Raw genomic sequence first — 3,235 nt, 5'->3', positions numbered from 1 at the left:
GACGCTCAAGTCGCGCAGTGAGCCTTACGAGCTGGTGTTTCGCAAGGGCGCCCCGAAAAGCCCCGCGTTGGCGTTGCTGGTGGAGACGCTGGTCCCCGAAGGAAAACCGGCGCCCCCGCACGGCATCAGCTCGTGACATGCAGCGCCGCCAAGGCCAGCAGCAAGGCCGGCGGCATGACGACGAGCCCCAGGCGCAAGAAGCTGAGCGCGCCGATATGCATCCCCTCGCGGCGCACGGCCATCAGCCAAAGCAAGGTTGCAAGCGAGCCGCTGACGGACAGGTTGGGGCCCAGGTCGATGCCGATGAGCAATGCCGCAGTCGCCGAACCGGACAGGTCCGCCATGCGGGCTAACAATCCTGCCATCAGCCCGGCCGGCAGATTGTTGATGATGTTGCCCGACAGGGCCGCGCCGATCCCGCTGGTCCAGAGCACGGCGGTGTCGGACAAGCCGCGCATCATTTGCGCCAGTTCTTGAAGCACGCCACTGGCGGCCATCCCCTCGACCAGCACGAACAATCCCGCCACCAGGGGCAGAACGCCCCAGGCGACGCCTTTGGCCAGGCGCCATGGGCTGGACCGTGTCACGGCCAGCACCAGCAGCGCCGACGCGCTGCCAGCGGCCAGCGTCGGCAAACCCAGCCGGTAGCCCAGGGCCGACGTGACCAGCAAGGTGCAAGCGGTGCCCGCCACGCCCATCGCGGCGCACCGCAAGGCCGGCGTCATGGCGGGCAACGGCGGCGATGGCTTCAGCGGCTGTCGCAGGTCGTCGCGAAACACCCATCGCAGCGTGACGTAGGTCGAACCGATGGCCAGTACGGAAGGCAGCGCGAAGTGCATCAGCCACGGCGCCAGGGCCGGCATGCGGTCGCCGAACACGACCAGATTCGCCGGATTCGATATCGGCAATACAAAGCTGGCCGCGTTGGCGATGAAGGCGCACACGTACAGATAGGGCAATGGCGGCGCGCCAACCACGCGGGTCACCGCATAGACTGCGGGCGTCAGCACGACCGCCGTCGCGTCGTTGGACAGCAGCACGGTCACCACCGTGCCCACCAGGAACACCAGGTCGAACAGACGCCGCGCCGAGCCCGCCGCGTGATCCGCCGCTGCTACCGCCAGCCAGTCGAACAGGCCCGCCTGGCGCGCCACCTCCGCCACCAGCATCATGCCGACCAGGAACAGATAGACGTCCGTTCCTTCCAGGATCGCGTGGCCGGCTTGGGCCGGGGTCAGCAACCCGAATGCCACCAGCGCCACCGCGCCCGAACACGCCCACACATATTCCGGCAGTCGAAAGGGACGCAGGAGAATCGCCATGGTTGTTACGGCGGCGATCAACCAGATCAGGACATGGGATAACGACATGCTTTCCAGAATGAAATCAAGAAGACGAGGATGGGGCCGCGACGGGCGATACGCCTGACGCGCGGGTCTCGGGCAAGATCAGCAGGGTCGCGCAGGCCAGCGCGGCAATCCCGGCCAGGGCAAGAAACGCGGCACGGTATCCCGCATGCTGGACGATCAGGCCGGCGACGCCATTGCTCAACGACGCGCCGATGCCGAACACGGTGGTCACCGCGCCCAAGCTGGCATTGAAACGGCCCGTGCCTTGCGTCAGATCCAGAACCATCAAGGGCAGAACGGCGCCGAAAATGCCCGCGCCAACGCCATCGAGCAGTTGCACGGCCACCAGCCAGGCCGTGTCGTCGGAGAAGGTATACAGCACGCCGCGCAAGGGCAGGATGGCGAATCCGATCAGCAGCAATTTCTTGCGCCCCAGGCGATCGGCATAGCGCCCTACCGCCATCGCCGCGGGAATCATGACGAACTGCGCAGCCACGATGCACGCGGCGGTCAGAGGCGTGGCAAGCGCCGGGTTCGCCAGCGCCAGCTTCTGCCCGACTAGCGGCAACATGGCGGCATTGGCCAGGTGGAACAACCCGCAGCTCAGGGCAAGAAGCAGGAGCGACCGGTGACTGAGCAGCTGGCGTAGCGGAATGGGTTGCGCGTCGGCCGCGCCCCCGGTGCCGGGGTCCAGGCCACGCGCACGGTCCAAATCGATCTGCGCGGGAAGATACGACGCGGCCGCCACGCTGGCCAGCGTCATGGCTGCCATCAAGTAGAAAACTGCCACGGGCCCCCAGAGGTAGGCGAGCCCGCCCGCCAGCAAGGCGGCGAAGGCGTTGCCGGCGTGGTTGTAGGATTCGTTGCGCGCAATACGCCGGGTAAAGGCATTGGCGGCGGTCAGCCCCAACGTGATGCCGGCGATCGCAGGGGCGAACACCGACGACGCGGCGCCTGCCAGGGCTTGCGTGATCGAGACCCAGGCAAAACTCGCATTGGCCAGCAGGGCCATGCATGCCCCGGTCACCAGTACGGCGGCCGCGATCAACAGCGCGCGCTTGTTCGACGCCCGGTCCACGAGCGCGCCGGCCGGCGTCTGCGCTGCCAGCGCCGCAAGCCCGGATATCGTCATCACCAGCCCAATGCTGTCGGGCCGCCAATGATGCACCGCGAGCAAGTAGATGGCCAGATAGGGGCCGAGACCGTCGCGGACATCGGCGACGAAAAAATTCAGCCAGTCCAATGGACGCGAAGCAGAGGATGGAAAATGCAAAGTAGCCGTCAGAATCTTAGGGATCGATCAGGGTCGACCGTCAACGAACGCGAAGAACGTACCTTTGCGTCACCATTTTTCCATTCCTGCTCATCGATTTCCCGGTGGAATCAAGCCAGACACCCGCACCGCCGGATTGTAGACAGCAAACCGGGAAAGCGTCACCACCGTTGAGCCAGGCCGGTCAGCACGACTCGGATCCGGCGCCAGCGACTATAAATGCCATTGACGGGCGGCAGGCGACCGCCAAACGGAGACAACGCATGTTCGATCACATCGGGTTCGGCGTCAGCGACATTGACCAGAGTCGCGAATTCTTCTTGCGGGCGCTGGGCCCGCTCGGCGTAAGCCTCGCCATGGAGGGCCCCAATAGCGTCGGGCTGGGAAAAAACGGCAAGCCCTCACTTTGGCTCTATGCCGCCTCGCCGGTATCAGCCCCTTTGCACATCGCCATTGCGGCCACGACACGGCAGGAGGTGGACGCCTTCCACCTGGCCGCCCTGGCGGCCGGCGGCCGGGATAACGGCGCCCCCGGGCTTCGCCCGCATTACCATCCCCATTATTACGCCGCCTTCGTATTCGGCCCGGACGGCCATAACGTGGAAGCGGTCTG

At 65.9% G+C, this 3,235-nt stretch carries 3 protein-coding genes; 1 reads left to right on the top strand and 2 read right to left on the bottom strand.

What is annotated here, in order from left to right:
* Positions 1 to 125: 125 nt before the first annotated feature.
* Positions 126 to 1,370 carry an arsenic transporter gene (locus ACO6D5_RS29835; RefSeq protein ID WP_485827403.1) on the bottom strand — a complete coding sequence of 415 codons (1,245 nt, stop codon included), beginning with the start codon at positions 1,368 to 1,370 and terminating at the stop codon, positions 126 to 128.
* A gap of 16 nt (positions 1,371 to 1,386) precedes the next feature.
* A complete protein-coding gene (locus ACO6D5_RS29830) occupies positions 1,387 to 2,592 on the bottom strand; it encodes an MFS transporter (protein WP_485827402.1) in 1,206 nt (401 codons plus the stop codon).
* Between the two features lie 293 nt (positions 2,593 to 2,885).
* Between ACO6D5_RS29830 and ACO6D5_RS29825 the strand changes: the two genes are divergently transcribed.
* Positions 2,886 to 3,235 (top strand): VOC family protein (locus tag ACO6D5_RS29825; protein WP_485827401.1); only part of this gene is annotated, 350 nt, incomplete at its 3' end.

It is taken from the genome of Achromobacter sp. (assembly GCF_057314935.1).
The sequence above is the reverse complement of the archived record's forward strand: the minus strand, read 5'-3'. Positions and strand labels throughout refer to the sequence as shown.

What these genes read in the sequence shown, in the direction of transcription:
- ACO6D5_RS29835 (WP_485827403.1), bottom strand. Translation starts at nt 1,370, where the DNA reads ATGTCGTTATCCCATGTCCTGATCTGGTTGATCGCCGCCGTAACAACC.